Annotated in this window: 1 pseudogene; it reads right to left on the reverse strand. The window is 46.5% G+C overall.

Annotated elements, in window-relative coordinates:
- Positions 1-1076, reverse strand: a pseudogene (locus QUB56_RS37000) (phage tail protein); the annotation flags it as partial.

Consider the following 1076-nt stretch of genomic DNA (forward strand, 5'->3'; position numbering starts at 1 on the left):
TTTTGACCCACATTCCCCAACCCCACAATCCGCGCTAGGAAACTAATTATCACTGGAAGAGAGCGCCCCATTGTCTGTTCCACAGAATTAGCCGCTCCAGCGATATTCCCCGCCGCGATATTTCCAATTGAATTAAATACCGCTTGTGCCAAGGCAGCTATCTGCGAACCACGCTCGATAAAGAACATGACGGTGTTGTAAATTGCCATCACCGCTTGAACGATCGCCCCCGCCGGATTAAACATCGAAATCAGCTTAGTAATCGCAGCAGTAATTACACTGCGCATCACCCATTCTTTAATCCCGCCGATTACTATTTCTTGCAGGTTTCCGGCAAATTCTGATATTTTCTGCCAAGCTGCTGCTAACCCTCCCGTGACCATTGTCCTGAGAAAATCAAAAGTTTTCTCCAGGCGCGCTACTTTCTGTTCGCCGATTTTATTGGTTAATTTAGCCCGCAATCTAGAATAAGTAGCACCCAAAACTTGCAGGACAAGAGACACAATTCCTTTGGTGTCAAACTGAGCTGGAACTGTTAAACCAGAACCCCCTAATGCACCCAACAACCAACCTGTCAAGCCATTCTTTAAGTGAGTGGTGGCGTTACCAGAAAACTTCTGGAAGCCACCTCGCACTGCACCGACGAGGTTGCCACAAAAAGCAACGGGGTCTTTGAGAATGTTGGTAAAAGCACCGCCCGCTTTACGCAGGATTCCCATTACCTTCGCACCCGCGCCGCCTGCCCTATTCAGGAAACCTTCAAAGGCGAATTCCATGACTTTTGTACCAGCAGCAACGGCAAAGTTTTTGATGCGTTTAATCGGTTCTACGAAAACGTTTTTAACCTTTTCAAATGCGCCCTTTGGATTGACCGCGTCACTTATTCCCAATGAGTTTAAAGCTTTACTAAAGAGTCCTTTAATTGCATCCCCAGTCAGGTTCAGTTTAGCGACTTCCCCATTAAACCAGTTAAATGCTTTCTGTAACGCTCCTGATTGTTGTAAATTGTTAAAAATCTTGTCGCCGTTTGGTACTAAGCCGAGCATACCGCGAATTAGGTTGGTAGCATTGCGCTG

This window comes from Microcoleus sp. AR_TQ3_B6 (assembly GCF_036702785.1).
GTDB lineage: Bacteria > Cyanobacteriota > Cyanobacteriia > Cyanobacteriales > Microcoleaceae > Microcoleus.